The organism is Mycobacterium sp. NGS26 (assembly GCF_059813025.1).
This window is the reverse complement of record NZ_JCALDU010000002.1, coordinates 835427-856446: the sequence shown is the minus strand read 5'-3', so window position 1 is coordinate 856446 and position 21020 is coordinate 835427. Positions and strand designations below refer to the sequence as shown.

At 70.4% G+C, this 21020-nt stretch carries 17 protein-coding genes; 7 read left to right on the top strand and 10 right to left on the bottom strand.

Going from position 1 to position 21020, the window contains the following annotated elements; translation table 11 throughout:
• Positions 1 to 18: 18 nt before the first annotated feature.
• From pheT to AC5Y6X_RS10140, 4 genes are all read right to left on the bottom strand, one after another.
• A complete protein-coding gene (gene pheT, locus AC5Y6X_RS10155) occupies positions 19 to 2508 on the bottom strand; it encodes a phenylalanine--tRNA ligase subunit beta (protein WP_499986284.1) in 2490 nt (829 codons plus the stop codon).
• Positions 2508 to 3551, bottom strand: coding sequence for a phenylalanine--tRNA ligase subunit alpha (gene pheS, locus AC5Y6X_RS10150; RefSeq protein ID WP_499986282.1), 1044 nt, complete (start codon positions 3549 to 3551; stop codon positions 2508 to 2510). Before pheS ends, pheT begins: the two co-directional genes overlap by 1 nt.
• Positions 3552 to 3684: 133 nt before the next feature.
• Entirely contained in the window at positions 3685 to 4512 is an 828-nt protein-coding gene (locus AC5Y6X_RS10145) for a rhomboid-like protein (RefSeq protein WP_499986281.1), read from the bottom strand.
• A gap of 18 nt (positions 4513 to 4530) precedes the next feature.
• Complete coding sequence (locus AC5Y6X_RS10140) at positions 4531 to 5406, bottom strand: adenylate/guanylate cyclase domain-containing protein (protein WP_499986497.1); 876 nt, start codon at positions 5404 to 5406, stop codon at positions 4531 to 4533.
• A gap of 278 nt (positions 5407 to 5684) precedes the next feature.
• Between AC5Y6X_RS10140 and AC5Y6X_RS10135 the strand changes: the two genes are divergently transcribed.
• Complete coding sequence (locus AC5Y6X_RS10135) at positions 5685 to 6719, top strand: oxygenase MpaB family protein (protein ID WP_499986279.1); 1035 nt, start codon at positions 5685 to 5687, stop codon at positions 6717 to 6719.
• Here the strand turns inward: AC5Y6X_RS10135 and AC5Y6X_RS10130 are convergent.
• Genes AC5Y6X_RS10130 through infC form a run of 4 tightly spaced genes read right to left on the bottom strand, consistent with a single transcriptional unit; the run spans position 6716 to position 8819 of the window.
• On the bottom strand, positions 6716 to 7507 hold the full coding sequence (locus tag AC5Y6X_RS10130) for a TrmH family RNA methyltransferase (RefSeq protein WP_499986277.1): 792 nt from the start codon (positions 7505 to 7507) through the stop codon (positions 6716 to 6718). The genes AC5Y6X_RS10135 and AC5Y6X_RS10130 overlap by 4 nt on opposite strands.
• A 26-nt stretch (positions 7508 to 7533) precedes the next feature.
• The gene (gene rplT, locus AC5Y6X_RS10125; RefSeq protein WP_324677751.1) at positions 7534 to 7923 is read right to left on the bottom strand and encodes a 50S ribosomal protein L20; all 390 of its coding nucleotides are present in this window, start codon (positions 7921 to 7923) and stop codon (positions 7534 to 7536) included.
• A gap of 59 nt (positions 7924 to 7982) precedes the next feature.
• Positions 7983 to 8177 (bottom strand): 50S ribosomal protein L35, encoded by a 195-nt coding sequence (gene rpmI, locus AC5Y6X_RS10120; RefSeq protein WP_499986276.1) that lies wholly within the window; start codon positions 8175 to 8177, stop codon positions 7983 to 7985.
• 33 nt (positions 8178 to 8210) lie between these two features.
• Positions 8211 to 8819: a translation initiation factor IF-3 gene (infC, locus tag AC5Y6X_RS10115; RefSeq protein ID WP_324678008.1), complete on the bottom strand. Its 609-nt coding sequence runs from the start codon at positions 8817 to 8819 to the stop codon at positions 8211 to 8213.
• Positions 8820 to 9275: 456 nt separating this feature from the next.
• On the opposite strand from infC, the gene lysX reads away from it, so the two are divergent.
• The 4 genes from lysX (at position 9276) to AC5Y6X_RS10095 (ending at position 14850) form a co-directional block, all read left to right on the top strand.
• Positions 9276 to 12617 (top strand): bifunctional lysylphosphatidylglycerol synthetase/lysine--tRNA ligase LysX, encoded by a 3342-nt coding sequence (gene lysX, locus AC5Y6X_RS10110; protein WP_499986273.1) that lies wholly within the window; start codon positions 9276 to 9278, stop codon positions 12615 to 12617.
• A gap of 76 nt (positions 12618 to 12693) precedes the next feature.
• Positions 12694 to 14187: an alpha/beta hydrolase gene (locus AC5Y6X_RS10105; protein ID WP_499986271.1), complete on the top strand. Its 1494-nt coding sequence runs from the start codon at positions 12694 to 12696 to the stop codon at positions 14185 to 14187.
• Between the two features lie 6 nt (positions 14188 to 14193).
• Positions 14194 to 14610 carry a DUF6653 family protein gene (locus tag AC5Y6X_RS10100; protein WP_499986268.1) on the top strand — a complete coding sequence of 139 codons (417 nt, stop codon included), beginning with the start codon at positions 14194 to 14196 and terminating at the stop codon, positions 14608 to 14610.
• A 9-nt stretch (positions 14611 to 14619) separates the two neighbouring features.
• On the top strand, positions 14620 to 14850 hold the full coding sequence (locus AC5Y6X_RS10095; protein WP_499986266.1) for a hypothetical protein: 231 nt from the start codon (positions 14620 to 14622) through the stop codon (positions 14848 to 14850).
• A gap of 70 nt (positions 14851 to 14920) precedes the next feature.
• Here the strand turns inward: AC5Y6X_RS10095 and uvrA are convergent, their stop codons facing one another.
• On the bottom strand, positions 14921 to 17845 hold the full coding sequence (gene uvrA / locus AC5Y6X_RS10090; protein WP_499986263.1) for an excinuclease ABC subunit UvrA: 2925 nt from the start codon (positions 17843 to 17845) through the stop codon (positions 14921 to 14923).
• A gap of 122 nt (positions 17846 to 17967) precedes the next feature.
• Here uvrA and AC5Y6X_RS10085 point away from each other — a divergent pair, with 122 nt between their 5' ends.
• Complete coding sequence (locus AC5Y6X_RS10085) at positions 17968 to 18654, top strand: MBL fold metallo-hydrolase (protein ID WP_324677766.1); 687 nt, start codon at positions 17968 to 17970, stop codon at positions 18652 to 18654.
• 14 nt (positions 18655 to 18668) lie between these two features.
• On the opposite strand, the gene AC5Y6X_RS10080 is transcribed toward AC5Y6X_RS10085, so the two are convergent.
• On the bottom strand, positions 18669 to 19112 hold the full coding sequence (locus AC5Y6X_RS10080; protein WP_499986260.1) for a universal stress protein: 444 nt from the start codon (positions 19110 to 19112) through the stop codon (positions 18669 to 18671).
• 329 nt (positions 19113 to 19441) lie between these two features.
• Between AC5Y6X_RS10080 and AC5Y6X_RS10075 the strand changes: the two genes are divergently transcribed.
• A complete protein-coding gene (locus tag AC5Y6X_RS10075; RefSeq protein ID WP_499986258.1) occupies positions 19442 to 21013 on the top strand; it encodes a mannosyltransferase in 1572 nt (523 codons plus the stop codon).
• The last annotated feature ends 7 nt before the right edge of the window (positions 21014 to 21020 follow it).

Genomic DNA, 21020 nt, shown 5'->3' with positions numbered 1-21020 from the left:
ATGGTTTGCAAATCAATGCTATGTGCGTAGTTCGGCGCCCACGGCCTCGGCGGCGCGCCGCACCGCGGCGTCGCGGGCGGCGCTGGCGTCGGCCTCGGTCAGCGTGCGATCCGGCGCGCGGAAGCGCAGCGCGAACGTCAGCGACTTGCGGTGTTCGCCGATCTGCGGGCCGGTGAACACGTCGAACAGCTGGATGTCTTCCAGCAGCTCGCCGGCGCCCTCGCGGATCGCGTCGGCCACCGCCTGGGCGGGCACCTGGGCGGGGACCACCAGGCTGACGTCCTGGAACACGGCCGGGAACGGCGACACCCGGGGCGCCGGCAGCGCCTCGACGATGGGAATCGCGTCGAGGTCCAGCTCGAGCGCGCAGGTGCCCTTCGGCAGCCCGGAGCGCTCGATGACGGCGGGATGCAGCTGCCCGGCGTGGCCGACGCGGGCGTCGCCGACCAGCACCTCGGCGCAGCGACCCGGATGCCAGGGCAGGTGTTGCGCCGCGCGCAGCCGCACGTCGACCCCGCTGGCGCGCGCGATGATTCGCACCGCCTCGAACGCGTCGGCGGCGTCGGCGGCGCGCCCGGGACCCCACGGGCCGCGCGGTTCGCGCAGGCCGGTCAGCACCGCGGCGACGTGCTGCGGCTGCCGGGGCAACGACGCGTCCAGCGTGGCGATCTCGGCCTCGGTCGGCCGCCGGTCGACGGGGATGAGCTCGACGCCGCGGGTCTGCTCGGTGGGCTGCACCACCTGCGCGACGGCGAACAGCGAGGCATCGACGAGACCGCGGGACACGTTGCGCCCCAACGCTTCCAGCAGACCCGGCAGCAGCGTGGTGGCCAGCTCCGGGCGGTCGGCCTCCAGCGGGTTGAGCACGCGGGTGGTGGTGCGGCGCGGGTCGTCGGCGGGCAGGCCCCACAGGTCGAACACGCCGGCGGGCAGGAACGGCGTGGGCAGCACCTCGACGTAGCCGGACAGCGCCAGCGACCTGCCGACGGCGCGGCGGCGCCGTTGCACCGCGGTCAGTCCCCGGCCCCCGGGCGCCGACGGCAGCACCGATCCGATGGCCTCCAGCCCCTCGAGCCGCAGCACCTCCTCCACCAGGTCGGCGGGCTGCGCGAGGTCGGGTCGCCAACTCGGCGGCGTCACCGTCAACATGTCGCCGTCTTCGGCTACGGCCGCGCCGACCTGGGTAAGTCGCCGGGCGGTCGTGCCCGGGGCGTAGGCCAGGCCGGCGACGCGGTCCGGCAGGTCGGCGGCGATCCGGATCGGCGGCCCGGCCCAGTCGTCGCGCGGCGGGTCGCCGCGCCAATCGGTCAGCGTCTCCGACACGGTTCCCCCGGCGATCTCGGCGAGCAGCGCGGCGCACCGGTCGAGCGCCGCCACCGAGATGGCCGGGTCCACGGCGCGCTCGTAGCGGCGGGCGGCCTCGCTGGGCAGGTGCAGGCGGCGCTGGGTGCGCGACACCGCGGCGGGGTCCCACACCGCGGCCTCCAGCAGCACGTCGGTGGAATCGCGGCGCACCTCGGTGCTCGCGGCGCCCATCACGCCGCCGATCGCGGCCGTGGCCGCGTCGTCGACGATCAGCACGTCGGCCGGGTCGAGTTTGCGCTCGACGTCGTCGAGGGTGACGACGGTCTCGCCGGGCCGGGCGAACCGCACGCCGAGGCCGCCGGTGACGCGGTTGCGGTCGTGGGCGTGCATCGGGTGGCCCAGTTCCAGCATCACGTAGTTGGTGGCGTCCACAGCCGGGGAGGTCGCGCGGATCCCGCACAGCAGCAGCCGGCGCTGCAGCCACCACGGCGACACCGCGGCGGGATCGATCCCGGTGACCGGGCGCAGCGCGAAGCGGCGGACGCCGGTTTCGGCCTGCACCGTCAGCGGCCAGGCCTCCCCCTCGACCGGCAGCGGCTTGACCTCGGCGGGGTCGACGAAGTCCAGGTCGTAGGCGCAGGCGACCTCGCGGGCCAGGCCGCGCACCGACATGCAGTAGCCGCGGTCGGGCGTGATGGCCAGGTGGAACACCACGTCGTCCAACCCGAGCGCCTCGGCGCCGGCGGCCCCGGGTTCGGCCGTGCCGGGCGGCAGCACCAGGATCCCGGAATGGTCTGCGCCCAAACCGAGTTCGGCCGTCGAGCAGATCATCCCGTCGGAGTCGCGGCCGTAGGTCTTGCGGGCCGTGATCGCGAACCCGCCGGGCAGCGTGGTCCCCGGCAGCGCCACCACGACCAGGTCGCCGACCGCGAAATTGGTTGCGCCGCAGACGATCTCGCGCTGGCCGTTCCCCGCGCCGACGTCGACCACGCAGGCCCGGATCGGTTTCTTGAAGCCGGTGAGCTCCTCGACGCCGGTGACCCGGCCCACGGTCAGCGGCCCGTCGACGGGACCGAGCCGGACGACCTCCTCGACCTCGTGGCCGATGCGGATCAGCATCTGCTCGAGGTCGCCGGGCGCGACGTCCCAGCCGGGGGCGCCCACCGCGACGACCTCGCGCAGCCAGCTGTAGGGAAGGCGCATCAGGCACCCACCCCGAACGGCAGCGAGAACCGGACGTCGCCCTCGACCATGTCGCGCATGTCGGGGATGCCGTTGCGGAACTGCAGCGTGCGTTCCAGGCCCATCCCGAACGCGAACCCGGAGTAGACGGCGGGGTCGATTCCGGCCGCGCGCAACACGTTTGGGTGCACCATGCCGCAGCCGCCCCACTCCACCCAGTCGGCGCCGCCCTTCTTGCCGGCGAACCACACGTCGAACTCGGCGGACGGCTCGGTGAATGGGAAGAAGTGCGGCCGGAACCGGGTGCGCACCGACGGACCGAACTCCGCGCGCGCGAACGCGTCCAGCGTGCCGCGCAGGTGCGCCATGGTCAGGCCGCGGTCCACCGCCAACCCCTCGACCTGGTGGAAGACCGGCGTGTGGGTGGCGTCGAGTTCGTCGGTGCGGAACGTGCGGCCGATCGAGATGATGTAGACCGGCAGCTCGCGCTCGAGCAGGGCGCGTACCTGCACCGGCGAGGTGTGCGTGCGCAGCAGCTGCCGGGAGCCCTCCGGCGCGATGTGGAAGGTGTCCTGCTCGCTGCGCGCGGGATGGTCGGGCGGGAAGTTGAGGGCGTCGAAGTTGAACTGCTCGGTTTCCACCTCCGGCCCGTCCACCAGCTCCCACCCCATCGCGATGAAGGTGTCGGCGACGTGCTCGGCCAGGATCGTGATCGGGTGCCGGGCGCCGGTCGGCTGCCGGGTCGACGGCAGCGTGACGTCGATGCCCTCGGCGGCCAGCACGGCCGCGTCGCGCTCGGCGCGCAGCGCCGCCAGCCGTTCGTCGTAGCTGCGCTGGGCCTCGGCGCGCGCGGCGTTGACGCGCTTGCCGGCGTCGGCGCGCTGGTCCTTGGGCACGCCGCCCAGCGCCTGTCGCGCCAGCGCCAGCGGCGAGCGGTCGCCGAGGTGCTCGGTCTTGACGGCCGCCAGCGCCTCCAGGTCACCCGCGCGTGCGATGGCCTGCCGGGCGGCGCTGACCGCATTGCCCAACGCTTCCGGCGACAGGTCGACGGGTTGATCGCCCACGCGGCGACACTCTCCTTGCTGACGAGGCTTGCTGACGAGGCTGTTCGGGCCGCGCACGGAAGGCGGCGGCGCAAATGCCGATCATAGGGGATGCGCTGCGCGGCGCACGCTTCGAAGACCGCCGGCGAAATCGCTAGCCGGCCATGACCGGCTGCGCGGCCGGCGCGCCGTCCGCCAGCGGCAAAACCGGCGGCAAAACCGGTAGCGCGCCGCGTCGCGCGAAGAACTGCGCGACAAGGTAGGCCACCACCGCGCCCAGGATGCCGAACGACGACGCGGCGGCCATCGTCCCCCAGTGGTGGGCCAACATCAGGAAGCCGAAGCCCGCGGACGCCGCCAGCATCAAGAACCGCACCGGGGTCCACCGGATCGGCTGCTGGAACCGCGCGGAGACCAGCACGCCCAGCACGACGGCGACGGTGTGACCCGCATCGGTGAAGTCACCGCCGATGATCGCCGACGCCATGCCCGCCGACACCCACCAGGCGATCCAGGCCGGTCGCCAGCGTTGCGGAATCGCCGCCGTCATCGCGCCGAGCACCGCCAGGGCGCCGTAGCTCATCCCGACATCGCTGGCGCGGGCGATCGATATCGGCAGCCAGCCGAACTCGATCGCCGCGGCCAGCGCGGCGGCCACCACCAGCGTCGCGCCGATGTGGCCGACGACGAACGCCACGACCAGGCGGATGGTGCGCAGGTGCAGTTCGGCGAGCGCGAGCAGGCAGGTCAGGAAGGGCAACCAGAAGTAGAGCGGGCCGGCGTCGACCACCAGCGCGCTGCCCACCAGCGTGCCCAGGTGGCCGCGCGCCAGGTTGTGCAGGTTGGTGCTGGCGCGCTGAACGAGCACGTCATGCGCGTGCGGGCCGAGCGCCAGGATGGCGCAGCTGATGGCGAGCAGGATCGCCACGTACCCAACGGTGAACCGGACCCGGGAAAGCCGGGTGAAGATGCCCCCGATCATCGGTGTCTATTATGCAGGCTAATTTGTTTCCGGGGCGTGATCAGAGGCTGTCAACTCCCTAAGAGTCCTGAGGCGATAGATCGCCAGGTCGGCGGGGATGCCGGTAGTTTTGGGCCCGAACACGGGTTTACGTGCGCGTTTGGCGACGACGCCCAGTGCGTCCAGTTCGCTTTGCGGTATCAGGTCGAGTGACGAACTCGACACCATGATGCCGCCCTTGGTGGCGCGTTCCATCACGCGGGCGGCGATGTTGACGTCGACGCCGAGCCAGTCGGCGGCCATCCGCTGGGGGCGCCCGGTGTGGATCCCGACCCGCATTCGCGGCGTGTAGCCCGCCACCTCGACCGAGCGCAGCTCCTCCTTGGCGGCCAGGACGGCCCGCAGGGCGACGGTCGGATCGCGGAACACCGCCATCAGCCCGTCGCCCATCCGCTTGACGATGTGACCCCCGGCGTCCAGCAGCGGCGGTTCGACCGCCCGCGCCACCTGCCGCAACAGGGCGAGCGCCGCGTCGTCGCCGGCGCGCAGCGACCACGTCGAAAAGCCGACCAGGTCGGTGAACACCAGCGTCACCTCCGGATTGGCGGGCCGCCGGGAAACCGCCTCGGTCAACGCCTGCCACACCTGCAGCACGCCGAGGCTGAGCTCACGCGACGCCGCGTCCCGGTCCCCCAGCAGCCGGTCGGCGGCGCGCGCCGCGGCCCGCGGCGCGCCCTCACCCGCGGTGGACAGCGGGTCGCCGAACTCGTGGTCGCCGGGCAGCAGCCGTCGCGCCCGCCGGACGAACTCCACCACTCCGGGACGGTGGTTGGTCGAGCGCAGCCACTCCGTCGCGGTGTGCACGGACACCGGGGAGCGCCGTCGTGAGTCGAGGGGCGCCGCCGTCGTCACCAATTCCGGTTCCGTTTCCTGGCCCTCGCCCGGGTCCGGTTCGCGAGGCGGGCCTTCCACTCGGCCAGGGTAAGTAGTTCCGGCCGACGCAGGCAACGAAAGTCAGCGACAGTCGGCCCGGCTGTGTCACATCTCGCATCAAAGGCCCTGATTGCGGCGCGATTACCGGCAAGCCACGCCCACGTCGAAACTCGGTAACACCCGGCCGCGCCGGGGGCCGAAATCGTAGACAACGTGCGTTGTCAAAGTTATCGTGAGCGCAGTAGTAGTAGGAGGCCGTGATGACTGCCGCATCGACTCCGTCCGCGACTCCGCCCGCCGATCCGCTCGGGCCAGATTCGCTCACCTGGAAGTACTTTGGCGATTTGCGCACCGGGATGATGGGCATCTGGATCGGGGCGATCCAGAACATGTATCCCGAACTCGGCGCGGGGGTGGAGGAGCATTCGATCCTGCTGCGCGAGCCGTTGCAGCGGGTAGCCCGCTCGGTCTACCCGATCATGGGCGTCGTCTACGACGGCGAGAGGGCGGCGCAGACCGGCGAGCAGATCAAGCGCTACCACCACACCATCAAGGGGATTGACACCGAGGGCCGCCGTTATCACGCGCTGAACCCCGAGACCTTCTACTGGGCGCACGCCACGTTCTTCATGCTCGTGATCAAGGTGGCCGAGTACTTCTGCGGGGGCCTGACCGAGGCCGAGAAGCGGCAGCTGTTCGACGAGCACGTGCAGTGGTACCGGATGTACGGGATGAGCATGCGGCCGGTGCCCAAGTCGTGGGAGGAATTCCAGGAGTACTGGGACCGGGTCTGCCGCGAGGAGCTCGAGATCAACCAGGCGACGCTGGACATCTTCCAGATCCGCATTCCCAAGCCGAAGTTCATCCTGATGCCGACGCCGATCTGGGACCAGCTGTTCAAGCCGCTGGTCGCGGGCCAGCGCTGGATCGCAGCGGGGCTTTTCGAGCCGGCGGTTCGCGAGAAGGCGGGCATGCGCTGGACGCCGGGCGACGAGGTGTTGCTGCGCCTCTTCGGCAAGATGGTCGAGCTGGCGTTCCTGGCCGTGCCCGACGAGATCCGCCTGCACCCGCGCGCCCTGGCCGCCTACCGCCGCGCCCAGGGGCGGATTCCCGACGACGCGCCGTTGGTCGAGGCGCCGGAGTTCATGGCGCCGCCGCGGGACCGCCGCGGGCTGCCGATGCACTACTTCCCGCCGCGCAAGTCGTTGATGGAGCGCGCCGGGTCGCTGGTGCACACCACGCTGTCGCTGGCCGGCATGCGCCCGGCCCGGGGCCGGACCAGAACGGCCGCCTAGGACTCAGGCGCGTCCAGGGCCCGCGCGCTCTGGTAGAGGCAGATCGCCGCGGCGGCGGCCACGTTCAGGCTCTCCGCGCCGCCGGACATCGGGATGCGCACGCGGTGATCCGCCCCGCCCGCGATGTCGGCGGGCAGCCCGTGCGACTCGGGCCCGAACAGCCAGGCCGTCGGCCGGCCGAGGAGTTCCCCGGCCTCGTCGAGGCGGGTCTCGCCGTCGACCGTGGCGGCCAGCACCCGCAGCCCGGCGGCGCGCAACGCGCCGACGGCGGCCTGCGCGTCGGGCGCGGGGACGACCGGGATCGAGAAGATGCTGCCGGCCGAGGCGCGCAGGCACTTGCCGTTGTACGGGTCGACGCTGTGTCCGGCCAGGATCACGGCCGCGGCGCCCATGGCGTCGGCGATGCGGATCAGGGTGCCCGCATTGCCCGGCTCGCCGATCTCGACGGCGACCGCGACCAGCCGGGGCGAGCCGGCGAGCGCGTCGTCGAGCCCGGTGGCCGGGATGTCGCAGACCGCCACCAGGCCCGCCGGAGTGACGGTGTCGGACAAGGCTTTTGCGGCCCGCTCGGTCACCAGGTGGACCGGCGGCCCGGTCAGGGAGGCGAGCAGCGACGCGTGCCTTTCCCCGGCGGGCTCGGTGACGAACACCTCGCGGACCAGCCCGCGCGCCGCCGCGGCCTCGACGAGGTTGGGCCCCTCGGCCAGAAACCGGCCCGCCCGCCCGCGGCCGACGTGGCGATGCAATTTGACCGCCGCGGACACCCTGGCCGAGCGTTCGGTCAGCACCGAATCCCCCGGCCGGGAACGCGAACTCAGGCAGCCTCTCCCGAGGGGGCGTTGACGTCGTCGGGCAGCGCCGCCCGGGCGACGTCGACGAGCGCGGTGAACGCCGCCGGGTCGGTGATCGCGATGTCGGCGAGGTTCTTGCGGTCCACCTCGACGCCGGCGGCCTTGAGACCCTGGATCAGCCGGTTGTAGGTGATGTCGTTGGCGCGCGCCGCCGCGTTGATCCGCGAGATCCACAATTTGCGGAACTCACCCTTGCGGGCGCGGCGGTCGCGGTAGGCGTAGTTCAGCGAATGCAGTTGCTGCTCTTTGGCTTTGCGGTAGAGCCGGGATCGCTGGCCGCGATAGCCTTTCGAGGCCTTCAAGACGCTGCGCCTCTTCTTGTGGGCGTTGACCGCCCGCTTCACGCGTGCCATGGATGTTCCTACTCTCGTTCAGACGTACGTTCAGACGTAAATGGTCGGGTGGGCCGCTGTCAGCCGTTCAGCAGCGAGTTGATCCGCTTGGTGTCGTGGGCGGAAACCGTGGTGCGGCCGTCCAGCCGCCGGGTCCGTTTGGTGGGTTTGTGCTCGAGCAGATGCCGGCGATTGGCCTTCTGCCGGACGATCTTTCCGGTTCCGGTGCGCCGGAACCGCTTCGAAGCCCCGCTGTGGGTCTTGGCCTTGGGCATATGTCCTCTGTTCTCTAGTTGGCCGACGGCTTGCTAGTTGGCCGACGGCTTGGTGTCGCCGGCCGCATCGGAATCGCGTGCCGGGCCGGCACCCGGGCCTTCCGGGTGACGCGCCCTGGCGCGAGTCTTCGCGCCGCGGTGCGGTGCCAGCACCATCGTCATGTTGCGTCCGTCCTGCTTGGCCGAAGTCTCGACGAAGCCGTAGTCGGCGACGTCGGCGCCCAGCCGTTGCAGCAATCGGTAGCCCAGCTCGGGCCGGGACTGCTCACGTCCGCGGAACATGATGGTGACCTTTACCTTCGATCCCGCCTCCAGGAAGCGGACCACGTGGCCCTTCTTGGTCTCGTAGTCGTGATCGTCGATCTTGGGCCGGAGCTTTTGCTCCTTGACGACGGTCTGCTGCTGGTTGCGACGGGATTCGCGCGCCTTCTGCGCCGCCTCGTACTTGTACTTGCCGTAGTCCATGATCTTGCAGACCGGGGGCCTGGCGTTCGGGGCGACTTCGACGAGGTCGAGATCGGCGTCTGCGGCCACGCGCAGTGCGTCTTCGATACGCACGATGCCTACCTGCTCCCCCCCTGGGCCAATCAACCGGACTTCAGGTACGCGGATGCGCTCGTTGACGCGGGTCTCAGTGCTGATGGGGCCTCCCTTGTTGGGCTTCTGGTGTCCAATCACGACCAGTGCCCTGGGCCCGTCCGGAGTCAGCGGTGGAATCGCCACACCACCAGCAAAAAGGCCCTGCGCAAGCAGGGCCCAATGCCGACCGGTCGCGGCTTGACGCTTCGTCAAGCCGCCCGCGCCGCGCGCGGGGCGGGCATCGTGGCGATGCCCGCGACCGGACCGTGTCGCCGTGACAGGGGCAACAAACCCTTCGTGGCTAGCGGTGGGAGTGGGACTCCACTTAACTGTCCCTGGCTTTCGCCGGGATGGTCGCGACGGCAAGTCTAGCAGCCGCGGCCCGCCTTCCAGCACTTCAGCCGTCGGGCGGGGACCGCACGGTGCGACGGCGGGCGCTTCGCGGCCCCGCAGACCCGGCCGACAAACTATCCCCCATCGCCAGGCATTTCCCGGTCTGAGGGCTTATCCTCGCGGTCTGTGACACTCGCTTCTGCTGGCTCGGGGCCCCGGTCGGGCAGCCGGCCGCGCTCCCGGTATCACTGGGTACCGGCGGCGGCCGGCTGGACCGTCGGCGTCATCGCCACGGTGTCACTGGTGGGCAGCGTGTCGCCGCTGATCCGCTGGCTGATCAAGGTCCCGCGGGAATTCATCAACGACTATCTGTTCAACTTCCCCGACACCAGCATCGCGTGGTCGTTCGTGCTGGCATTGCTGGCCGCGGCCCTGACCGCGCGCAAACGCATCGCCTGGCTGGTGCTGCTCGGCCAGATGATCCTCGCCGCGTTCTGGAATGCCGCCGACATCGCCGCCGGCGACAACACCGCGGCCGAGACGTTCGGCGAGAACCTCGGGTTCGCCGTGCACGTGGTGGTGATCGTGCTGCTGGTCCTGGCCTACCGGGAGTTCTGGGCCAAGGTCCGCAAGGCCGCGCTGTTCAAGGCGGCGGCGGTGCTGGTGGTCGGGGACGTCATCGGGATCCTGCTGTCCTGGGGGCTGGTCGAGCTGTTCCCCGGATCGCTTGCGCGCCAAGACCGCCTGCCCTACGTGGCCAACCGGGTGGTCGGATTCGCGCTCGCCGACCCCGACCTGTTCACCGGCAAGCCGCACGTGTTGCTCAACGCGATCTTCGGGCTGTTCGGGGCGCTCGCGCTGATCGCGGCGACCATCATGCTGTTCCAGTCCCAGCGCGCCGACAACGCGCTGACCGGTGAGGACGAGTCGGCCATCCGCGGCCTGCTCGAGCTGTGGGGCAAGAACGACTCCCTGGGGTACTTCGCCACCCGTCGGGACAAGTCGGTGGTGTTCGCGCACAGCGGCCGCGCCGCCATCACCTATCGGGTCGAAATCGGCGTCTGCCTGGCCAGCGGCGACCCGGTGGGCGACCCGCGGGCGTGGCCGCAGGCGGTGGACGCCTGGCTGGGCCTGTGCCAGACCTACGGCTGGGCGCCCGGCGTGATGGGCGCCAGTTCGGATGGCGCGCAGGTGTTTCGGGAGGCCGGCCTCAACGCCCTCGAGCTGGGCGACGAGGCGATCCTGCGGACCGCCGATTTCAAACTGTCCGGCCCGGAGATGCGCGGGGTGCGCCAGGCCGTGACGCGGGCCCGCCGGGCCGGGCTGACGGTGCGCATCCGGCGGCACCGCGACCTGTCCACCGAGGAGATGGCCGACACCATCTCGCGCGCCGACTCCTGGCGCGACACCCAGACAGAGCGCGGCTTTTCCATGGCGCTGGGCCGGCTGGGCGACCCGGCCGACGGGGATTGCCTGCTGGTGGAGGCGATCGACCGCGACGGCCGGGTGGTCGCCATGCTGTCGCTGGTCCCGTGGGGCACCACCGGCGCGTCCCTGGACCTGATGCGACGTTCCCCGCAGTCCCCCAACGGCACCATCGAGCTGATGGTGTGCGATCTGGCGTTGAACGCCGAAGCCCTTGGCATCCACCGTATTTCGCTGAACTTCGCGATGTTCCGGTCCGCGTTCGAGCAGGGCGCCCAGCTCGGCGCCGGCCCGATCGCCCGGTTGTGGCGGGGGCTGTTGTTGTTCTTCTCGCGGTGGTGGCAGCTGGAGTCGCTGTACCGCTCGAACATGAAATACCAACCCGACTGGGTTCCCCGCTACGCCTGCTACGAGGACGCCCGGTTGATTCCGCGGGTGGGCGTGGCGTCGGTGATCGCCGAGGGCTTCCTCGTGCTGCCGTTCCGGCGGCGCGACAAGGTGCACACCGGGCATCACCCCGCGGTGCCGGCCCGGCTGGCGGAATCCGGGCTCCTGCACCACGACGGGTCCGCCCCGGACGTCAGCGGGCTGAGGCGCGGCGAGGGCTTCGACGAGGACGAGTTCCGGTCCCGCCTGCCCGAGCAGGTGCGGGTGCGGCTGACCAAGCTGAAAACGCTGCGGCGCACCGGAATTGACGCCTACCCGGTGGGCTCCCCACCCAGCCACACCGTCGCGCAGGCGCTGGACGCCGACGACCGGGACACCGTCTCGGTGTCCGGCCGGATGTTGCGGATACGCGACTTCGGTGGCGTGCTGTTCGCCCAGTTGCGCGACTGGTCGGGCGAAATGCAAGTGCTGCTGGACAATTCGCGTCTGGAGTGCGGCCGCATCGCCGACTTCACTGCGGCCATCGATCTGGGCGACCTGGTCGAGATGACCGGGCACATGGGCTTTTCCAAGAACGGAACCCGCTCGCTGATCGTGCGCGACTGGCGGATGATCGGAAAGTGCCTGCGGCCGTTGCCGAACAAGTGGAAGGGGCTGACCGACCCCGAGGCGCGGGTCCGGACCCGCTACGTCGACCTTGCGGTGAACAGCGAGTCGCGCGGCCTGATCACGGCTCGAAGCGCCGTGTTGCGTTCGGTCCGGGAGACGTTGTTCGCCAAGGGGTTCGTCGAAGTCGAGACCCCGATCCTGCAGCAGATCCACGGCGGGGCGGCCGCGCGGCCGTTCGTCACCCACATCAACACCTATGACATGGACCTGTTCCTGCGCATCGCGCCGGAGCTGTACCTGAAGCGGTTGTGCGTCGGCGGCGTGGAGCGGGTCTTCGAGCTGGGCCGGGCGTTCCGCAACGAGGGCGTGGACTTCAGCCACAACCCGGAGTTCACCCTGCTGGAGGCCTACCAGGCGCACGCCGACTACACGGTGTGGATCGACGGCTGCCGCGAGCTCATCCAGAACGCGGCCCAGGCGGCCAACGGCGCGCAGACCGTGTTGCGGCCCGGCGCGGACGCCGGATCCACCGGGGCCCGCCTGGAGCCGATCGACATCTCCGGGGTGTGGACCGTGAAAACCGTGCACGACGCGGTGTCCGAGGCGCTCGGGGAACACATCGACCCCGACACGCCGCTGGCCGCGCTGCGCAAGCTCGCCGACGCCGCGCACATCGCCTACCGGGCGCAGTGGGACGCCGGCGCGGTGGTGCTGGAGCTCTACGAGCACCTGGTGGAGGACCGCACCGAGCGGCCGACGTTCTACATCGACTTTCCGACGTCGGTGTCGCCGCTCACCCGCCCGCACCGCAGCAAGCGCGGCGTCGCGGAGCGGTGGGACCTGGTGGCGTGGGGCATCGAGCTGGCCACCGCCTACAGCGAACTCACCGACCCGGTGGAACAGCGGCGCCGGCTGCGCGAGCAGTCGCTGTTGGCCGCCGGCGGGGACCCCGAGGCGATGGAGCTCGACGAGGACTTCCTGCAGGCGATGGAATACGCGATGCCACCCACCGGCGGGCTCGGCATGGGCATCGATCGCCTCGTGATGCTCATAACCGGCCGGAGCATCCGCGAGACGCTGCCATTTCCGCTGGCCAAGCCGCACTGACGGGATCGCGCGGACGCGGGCGCGACACGGCGAACATTCGGTGAATGTGTTCCGGGAAGGTTAACGATCCATCACAATGGAACCCGTGATCGCGTCGACCCCGCTTGCCTTGGCGCAGTCGCTGGCGACCAGTCACACCTCGCTGATGCATGGCTGGGTGCCCATCACGATCCAGCTGTTTGCGGGCCTGGTGCTGGCGTCGGCCATCGGCTGGCGCTCGCGGCGCTGGCGAACGGTGTGGCTGCCGGCGGCTGCGTCGGTCGGCGCCGCCGCGGCCTACGCGACGCACTGGTACATCGTCGACCGCGGCCTGTCGGACGAGCCCGCGCCGACGGCGCTGTGGCTGTGGATCGCGCTGACCGGCATGGCCGCGGCGGTGCTGATCATGGGCTGGCGCGGCGCGCAGCGCTGGCGGCGCGGCGCGGCGGTCGCGGCGGTGCCGCTGTGCCTGCTGAGCGCGGCGCTGGTGCTCAACCTGTGGGTCGGCTACTTCCCCACCGTGCAGTCCGCCTGGAACCAGCTCACCTCCGGTCCGCTGCCCGATCAGACCGACACGGCCACCATCACCGCGATGGCCACCAAGGGAGCCCGCCCCGCGCACGGCAGCGTGGTGCCGGTGGTGATCCCGGCCGACGGCTCGCACTTCAAGCACCGCGGGGAACTGGTCTACCTGCCGCCCGAGTGGTTCGCCACCAACCCGCCGCCGCGGCTGCCGACCGTGATGATGATCGGCGGGCAGTTCAATACCCCCGCCGACTGGACACGCGCGGGCAATGCGATCAAGACGATCGACGACTTCGCGGCCGCCCACCACGGCCGGGCTCCGGTGCTGGTGTTCGTGGACTCCGGAGGGGCGTTCAACAACGATACCGAATGCGTCAACGGGGTCCGCGGTAACGCCGCCGATCACCTCACCAAAGACGTTGTCCCCTACATGGTTTCGAACTTCGGCGTCAGCCCCGTGCGGTCCGGCTGGGGCGTCGCGGGCTGGTCCATGGGTGGGACGTGCGCCCTGGACCTGACCGTCATGCACCCCGAGATGTTCAGCGCCTTCGTCGACATCGCCGGCGACTTCTTCCCCAACGCCGGGACCAAGGCGCAGACCATCGCCCGGCTGTTCGGCGGGAACGCGGACGCGTGGGCGGCCTTCGACCCGACCACCGTGATCACCCGGCACGGTCGCTACACCGACGTGGCCGGGTGGTTCGCGATCTCCTCCGACGCCGCGCCGACCCCGCGGCGCAACTTCGCGATCGCCGACACCGGCTCGATACGCCTGGCCGGTCGGGATGCCGCCGCCAACCCGAGCAACCAGACCGCGGCCGCCTATTCGCTGTGCGCGCTCGGCCGGGCCAACGGCATCGACTGCGCGGTGCTCCCGCAGCCGGGCAAGCACGACTGGCCGTTCGCGGACCGGGCCTTCGCGGCCGCGCTGCCATGGCTGGCCGGCCAGCTCGGCACCCAGGGCGTTCCGCGGATCCCGTTGCCCGGCACGACGCCCCCGACCGTCGTCGCCGCGCCCGCGGTGCCCGCCGTGCCCGCCGAGCGGCCCGCCACCGCGATGAAGTAGCCCCCGGTGCCATTCGTTGCGCGCGCCCGCCGCGCGCTGTTCGCGCGGCACTGCAATCCGTGGAGCGCGTGGACCCGCTGGGCCAGCACGCCGCTGACGCTGGTGCCGGTGTGGACGCGGCGCTGGAGCCACGCGGTGGTGCTGGCGGTGTGGCTGGCGGTCAACCCGTTTCTCTTCGGCAAGCCCGCGCACCAGCGCGCCTGGTCGACCCGGGCGATGCTGGGCGAGGAGCTGTGGATCAGCCGCCGGCCCCGGGACGCCGCCATGCTCGTCAGCGCGCTGACGTCGGCGGCCGCGCTGACCGCCCTGGTGTCGGCCCGCCGGCGCCAACTGGTGCCGGCGGCCGTCGCGACCGTGGTCCAGATGGCGCTCACGCTGGTGTACTGGGAGCAGATGGCGCGCTATTTCGATCGCCAGCAGTAGCGTGACGATATGCCTGACGAACCAACCGAACCCGACCCCGGGTACGACGACGCGGGTGTGCCGACCTTCGAGCATGTCCGCGAGAAGATCGAGTCCCGGTACGGCACCTCGCTGGGTGCCGAGGAACTCGCGGCGGAAACCCCGGAGGGCCGTTCGGTCGAGGAGCAGTACGAAGAGCGTCAGCGCGCCGCCGCCGAGCGGCTGGCGCAGATCCGAGAGTCGATGCCGCCCGCGCCCTAACCGCGTTGACTCTGCGTCCAGGGCGCAAAAGTGCGAGTAGGGCGCGCCCTGAGCGCAGAGTCAACGCAACTCAGGCGGTGACCTTGCGGCGCTTCGTGCGCTGCGGCCCGCCCGCCGGCGCGCCGGCGCGGGCCCCTATACCCGGGACCTCGGCGAGGAACTTCCCGGTGTAGCTCTCCGGCACCGCGGCGACCTCCTCCGGGGTGCCCTCGGCGACGATGGTGCCGCCCTCGGCGCCGCCCTCGGGACCCATGTCCACGATCCAGTCCGACGTCTTGATCACGTCCAGGTTGTGCTCGATGACGATCACCGTATTGCCCTTGTCGACAAGGCCGTTGATCACGTTGAGCAACTTGCGGATGTCGTCGAAGTGCAACCCGGTGGTCGGCTCGTCGAGGATGTAGATGGTGCGGCCGGTCGAGCGCTTCTGCAACTCCGCGGCCAGCTTGACGCGCTGCGCCTCCCCGCCGGACAGCGTGGGCGCGGGCTGGCCGAGCCGCACGTAGCCCAGGCCGACGTCGACCAGCGTGCGCAGGTAGCGGTGGATGCCGGTGATCGGCTCGAAGAACTCCGCCGCCTCCTCGATGGACATGTCCAGCACTTCGGAGATGGTCTTGCCCTTGTAGTGCACCTCGAGGGTTTCCCGGTTGTACCGGGCGCCGTGGCAGACCTCGCAGGGCACGTACACGTCGGGCAGGAAGTTCATCTCGATCTTGATGGTGCCGTCGCCGGTGCACGCCTCGCAGCGACCGCCCTTGACGTTGAACGAGAATCGGCCGGGCTGGTAGCCGCGGACCTTCGCCTCGGTGGTGGCCGCGAACAGGGTGCGGATCTTGTCGAACACTCCGGTGTAGGTGGCCGGGTTGGACCGGGGCGTGCGGCCGATCGGCGACTGGTCCACCCGCACCAGCTTGTCCAGCCGATCCAGGCCGGTGACCCGGGTGTGCCTGCCGGGCACCTGCCGGGCGCCGTTGAGCCGGTTGGCGAGCACGGCCGCCAGGATGTCGTTGACCAGGGTCGACTTCCCGGACCCGGACACCCCGGTCACCGAGGTCAGCACGCCGAGCGGGAAGGACACGTCGATGCCGCGCAGGTTGTGCTCGCGGGCGCCGACGACGGTGAGCTGGCGCCGCCGGTCGACGGGGCGCCGGATCGCCGGCATCTCGATGCTCTCCTTGCCCGACAGGTAGGCGCCCGTGATCGACTCCTTGTTGGCCAGCAGCTCGCCGTAGGTTCCGCTGTGCACGATCTGCCCGCCGTGCTCGCCGGCCCCGGGGCCGATGTCGACGATCCAGTCGGCGTGCGCGATGGTGTCCTCGTCGTGCTCGACGACGATCAGCGTGTTCCCCAAATCCCTTAGCCGCGTTAGCGTTTCGATGAGCCGGCGGTTGTCGCGCTGATGCAGCCCGATGGACGGCTCGTCGAGCACATAGAGCACGCCCACCAAACCGGACCCGATCTGGGTGGCCAGCCGGATGCGCTGGGCCTCCCCGCCGGACAGCGTGGCCGCGGCGCGCGACAGCGACAGGTACTCCAGCCCCACGTCGAGCAGAAAGCCCAGCCGCGACTGGATCTCCTTGAGCACCTGCCCGGCGATCGCCTGCTCGCGCGGTCCGAGGGTGAGCGCGTTCAAAAAGTCCGCGCAGTCCGAGATGGACAGCTCGCAGACCTCGGCGATGGACTTCTTGCCGCGCTGCCCCGCCGCGAGCGTCACGGCCAGGATCTCCGGCTTGAGCCGGGTGCCCTCGCAGACCGGGCACGGCACGTCGCGCATGAAGCCCTCGTAGCGCTCCTTCATCTGCTCGGACTCGGTCTGCGCCATCTTGCGCTGCAGGAAGGCCAGCACGCCCTCGAAGTCGGCGTAGTAGGAGCGGGTGCGGCCGTACCGGTTGCGGTAGCGCACGTGCACCTGATGGTCGGAGCCCTCCAGAATTGCCTTGCGCGCCTTGGCCGGCAGCCTGCGCCAGGGCGTGTCGACGTCGAACCCCAGCTCCTCGCCGAGCCCGGCCATCATCCGGGTGAAGTATTCCGCGGTGTGGCCGTTCGACCACGGCGCCACCGCGCCCTCGGCCAGCGTGCGGTCCGGATCGGGGACCACCAGGTCGGGGTCGACCTCCTTGCGGATGCCCAGACCGACGCACTCCGGGCAGGCGCCGTAGGGCGAGTTGAACGAGAACGACCGGGGTTCCAGGTCGTCGACCGCCAGGGGGTGCCCGTTGGGGCAGGCGAGCTTTTCGGAGAACCGTTGTTCGCGCGGGTGGCCGTGCTCGTCGTGATCGTCGGGGAACTCCAGCACCACGATGCCGTCGGCCAGGTTCAGCGCGGTTTCCACCGAGTCGGTGAGCCGCTGCTTGGCGGTGGGCTTGACGGTGAGGCGGTCCACCACCACCTCGATGTCGTGCTTTTCCTGCTTTTTCAGCTTCGGCGGATCGGTCAGCGGGTGCACCACGCCGTCGACCCGCACCCGGCTGTAGCCCTGGGCGTTGAGCTTGTCGAACAGGTCGGCGAACTCGCCCTTGCGGGTGCGCACCACCGGGGCGAGCACCAGGAAGCGGGTGCCCTCCGGCATCGCCAGCACCTGGTCGACGATTTGCTGCGGCGTCTGCCGGGCGATCCGGTGGCCGCAGATCGGGCAGTGCGGCGTGCCCGCGCGTGCGTACAGCAGCCGCAGGTAGTCGTACACCTCCGTGATGGTTCCGACCGTCGACCGCGGGTTGCGGTTGGTGGACTTCTGGTCGATGGACACCGCCGGGGAGAGGCCCTCGATGAAGTCGACGTCCGGCTTGTCCATCTGGCCGAGGAATTGGCGCGCGTAGGCCGACAGCGACTCGACGTAGCGGCGCTGGCCCTCGGCGAAAATCGTGTCGAAGGCCAGCGACGACTTGCCCGAACCGGACAGCCCGGTGAACACGATCAGCGAGTCGCGGGGCAGGTCGAGGTCGACGCCGCGCAGGTTGTGCTCGCGGGCGCCCTTGATGATCAGGCGGTCAGCCACGCTGCCCCTCTCACTGAGACTCTCCGTCGCCGATGGCGCTTCGTAGAACAGGATTGCGCACGGCGCATTCCATGCTAAGTGCCCATACCGACAACGAGCGGCCGACCAGTAACGTGGCCGCTATGAGTGCCTCCGTCGTGCCCACCGACAACTACACCGGACATGTCGATCCTGGTACCGCGGCCCGCCGGACCCTACCCGGCGCCACGATTCTAAAGGCGTCGGTGGGCCCCATGGACAACAATGCCTACCTGGTGACCTGTGCGGAGACCGGGGAAACGCTGCTGATCGACGCCGCCAACGACGCCGAGGTCCTGACGGACCTGATCCGCCGCTACGCTCCGAAGGTGTCGCTGATCGTGACGAGCCATCAGCACTTCGATCACTGGCAGGCGCTGGAGGCCGTCGCCGCGGCCACCGGCGCGCCGACCGCCGCCAACGAGATCGACGCCGGGCCGCTGCCGGTCAAACCGGACCGTTTGCTGTCGGGCGGCGACACGGTGCGGGTGGGCAACCTGACCTTCGACGTCATCCACCTGCGCGGGCACACGCCCGGATCGATCGCGCTGGCCCTCGACGGGCCCGCGACCGGCGGCGTCACCCAGCTGTTCACCGGCGACTGCCTGTTCCCGGGCGGCCTCGGGCGGACGACGAAACCGGCGGAGTTCGACTCCCTCTTCCAAGACGTCAAGACGAGGGTCTTCGATCGATTCGACGACGCGACGGTGGTCTACCCCGGCCACGGCGACGACACCACGCTGGGCGCCGAGCGGCCCCAGCTCGAGGAGTGGCGCCAGCGGCGCTGGTAGACCGAAAGAACGCGTCAGTTCGTGGTGTGCACGATCAGCACGTCGACCTTGGCGCGACGCGAGACGTTGGCTGGCACCGATCCCAGCAGCCGGCCCGCGATGGTGCTCAGCCCGACGTTGCCGACGACCAGCAGGTCGGCGTTTGCCTCCTCGGCGAGGTGCACCAGGGCGTCCACCGGGGCGCCGACGATCGGCTTCTCCTCCACGTTCTTGGCGCCGGCCTTGTGCGCCCGCTCCCTGGCGTCGTGCAGGATCTCGTAGATCGGGGCGGTGCCCGACACCTTGTAGCTCTCTTCCTTCAGGATGTCGGCGGCCCGGCCGTCCTCATGCTGGGGTAGGTACGCCGACGCGATGATCAACTTGGCGTCGGCCCCGGCGATGGTGGCTGCCCTGTCCACCGCACGCATCGACGAGTCCGAGCCGTCGGTCCCGACCACCACAGTCCGATAGGCGCTCATTTACCCTCCCAGTGTCGGTTGCTACGCCAACCCCAGACAGTATCGCGTTGCCGGAGAAGGATGGGTCAGATTACCCACACAGCGGCGGCGTGGCGCAACCCGCAAATTCCCCCGACACGCTGCGGCAACGCTGGGGCAACGGACGATTTTCCGGCCATCACCCGATCGGCGCGGCGCGCCGCGGACGGAAAGCGTTGCATCCCAGAGCTTCTCGCGAAACGCCGGCCGCCACTCGGCGCCGATCCGACGGCCCGTGGCGCCGCCGGGCTTCCGTCGACAAGATGGCTGGTGAGCAGGCCGGACGGGTGCGACTTAAAGTGACAAGCATCATGTCCATGCCCACCGTCGAGCGGCCCGCGCCCGACGTCGTCGACGCGCCCGCGCCCGTCCGCTCGCCCGGCAGGCTGCTCGACCCGTCCCTGATCGCGCTGATGGCCGCCGTGATCAGCGCCGCCTGGGCATGCCGGCCCTCGCTGTGGTTCGACGAGGGGGCGACTATCTCGGCCTCGGCCAGCCGCACGCTGCCTGAGCTGTGGAAACTGCTGGGTCACATCGACGCGGTGCACGGCCTGTACTACCTGCTGATGCATGGCTGGTTCGCGATATTTCCGCCGACCGAGTTCTGGTCGCGGGTCCCCAGCGCGCTGGCGATCGGGGCCGCCGCCGCCGGCGTCACGGTCTTCACCAAGCAGTTCGTCCCCGGGCGCGCGACGGCGCTGTGCGCGGGCGCCGTCTTCGCGATTCTGCCGCGCACCACCTGGGCGGGTATGGAAGCGCGCCCCTACGCCTTCGCGGCGGCCGCGGCCGTCTGGCTGACCGTGCTGTTCGTCGCCGCGGCTCGGCGCAACCGGCCGCGGTTGTGGTTGTGCTACGCGCTGGCATTGATGCTGTCGATCCTGCTGAACCTCAACCTGGTCCTGCTGGTGCTGGTGTACGCGGCGATGCTGCCGTTGTTGGCGCCCGCGAATTCGCGAAGGTCCCAGGTGATTTGGTGGGTCGCCGGTTCGGCCGTCGCCGTCGGGGTCATGGCGCCGTTCATGGTGTTCGCACACGGGCAGGTGTTCCAGGTCAACTGGATCTACCCCGTCAGTTGGCATTACGCCTTCGACATCGTGCTGCGGCAGTATTTCGACCACAGCGTCCCGTTCGCGATCCTCACGGGAGTCCTCGTCGCCGGGGCGTTGGCGGCCCGGCTGACCGGCGCACGGGGCCTGGGGGGCGACGTGCGCGGGCTTCTGGTCAGCTGCCTGGCCTGGATGGTCATTCCCACCGGGCTGATAGTCGTGTACTCGGCCGTCGGCGAACCGGTCTACTACCCGCGCTACCTGATCTTCACCGCGCCCGCCGCGGCCGTCGCGATGGCCGTGTGCATCGTGACCATCGCCCGCAGGCCGTGGCCCATCGCCGGCGTCGTGCTGGCGTTCGCGGTGGCGGCGCTGCCGAATTACCTGTTCACGCAGCGCTGGCCGTACGCGAAGGAGGGGTGGGACTACAGCCAGGTGGCCGACCTGATCGGCTCGCATGCGGCCCCCGGGGACTGCCTGATCGCCGACAACACCGTGCCCTGGAGGCCCGGGCCGATCCGCGCCCTGCTGGCCACCCGGCCGGCGACGTTCAAGTCGGTGATCGACGTCGAGCGCGGCGTCTACGGGCCCAAGGTCGGCTCGCTGTGGGACGGCCACGTCGCGGTGTGGCTGACGACGGCCAAGATCAACAAGTGCTCCACCATCTGGACCATCACCGACAGGGACAAGTCGCTGCCCGACCACCAAGCTGGACAAGCACTGCCGCCGGGGGCATTCGGGCGCACCCCGGCATATCGGTTCCCGAGCTATCTGGGTTTCCGCATCGTCGAGCGGTGGCAGTTCCACTACTCACAGGTGGTGAAGTCGACGCGGTGACTTGGGC

What these genes read in the sequence shown, in the direction of transcription:
- pheT (WP_499986284.1), bottom strand. Translation starts at nt 2,508, where the DNA reads ATGCGCCTTCCCTACAGCTGGCTGCGCGAGGTCGTCGCGGTGGGCGCC.
- AC5Y6X_RS10145 (WP_499986281.1), bottom strand. Translation starts at nt 4,512, where the DNA reads ATGATCGGGGGCATCTTCACCCGGCTTTCCCGGGTCCGGTTCACCGTT.
- AC5Y6X_RS10135 (WP_499986279.1), top strand. Translation starts at nt 5,685, where the DNA reads ATGACTGCCGCATCGACTCCGTCCGCGACTCCGCCCGCCGATCCGCTC.
- rplT (WP_324677751.1), bottom strand. Translation starts at nt 7,923, where the DNA reads ATGGCACGCGTGAAGCGGGCGGTCAACGCCCACAAGAAGAGGCGCAGC.
- rpmI (WP_499986276.1), bottom strand. Translation starts at nt 8,177, where the DNA reads ATGCCCAAGGCCAAGACCCACAGCGGGGCTTCGAAGCGGTTCCGGCGC.
- AC5Y6X_RS10105 (WP_499986271.1), top strand. Translation starts at nt 12,694, where the DNA reads ATGGAACCCGTGATCGCGTCGACCCCGCTTGCCTTGGCGCAGTCGCTG.
- AC5Y6X_RS10095 (WP_499986266.1), top strand. Translation starts at nt 14,620, where the DNA reads ATGCCTGACGAACCAACCGAACCCGACCCCGGGTACGACGACGCGGGT.
- AC5Y6X_RS10085 (WP_324677766.1), top strand. Translation starts at nt 17,968, where the DNA reads ATGAGTGCCTCCGTCGTGCCCACCGACAACTACACCGGACATGTCGAT.
- AC5Y6X_RS10080 (WP_499986260.1), bottom strand. Translation starts at nt 19,112, where the DNA reads ATGAGCGCCTATCGGACTGTGGTGGTCGGGACCGACGGCTCGGACTCG.
- AC5Y6X_RS10075 (WP_499986258.1), top strand. Translation starts at nt 19,442, where the DNA reads ATGTCCATGCCCACCGTCGAGCGGCCCGCGCCCGACGTCGTCGACGCG.